The sequence below is a fragment of the Macrococcus sp. CoH-51_TC_04 genome (genome assembly GCF_058188655.1).
The window spans coordinates 1-245 of sequence record NZ_JBVGOY010000093.1; the positions used below are offsets into that span (position 1 = coordinate 1).

At 52.7% G+C, this 245-nt stretch carries 1 rRNA gene; it reads left to right on the forward strand.

The annotated features are described in order from the left end of the window. Window positions 1-245: ribosomal RNA gene (locus ACZ2V4_RS11895) — 23S ribosomal RNA — on the forward strand; the annotation flags it as partial.

Consider the following 245-nt stretch of genomic DNA (forward strand, 5'->3'; position numbering starts at 1 on the left):
GGCTAAAACAGTCAGGAGGTTGGCTTAGAAGCAGCCACCCTTTAAAGAAAGCGTAATAGCTCACTGATCGAGTCGTCCTGCGCGGAAGATGTAACGGGGCTAAGCTATATACCGAAGCTGCGGATGCGTGCTTAGCACGCATGGTAGGAGAGCGTTCCGTAAGCCTGCGAAGGTGCCTTGTAAAGGGTGCTGGAGGTATCGGAAGTGCGAATGCTGACATGAGTAGCGATAAAGGGGGTGAAAGG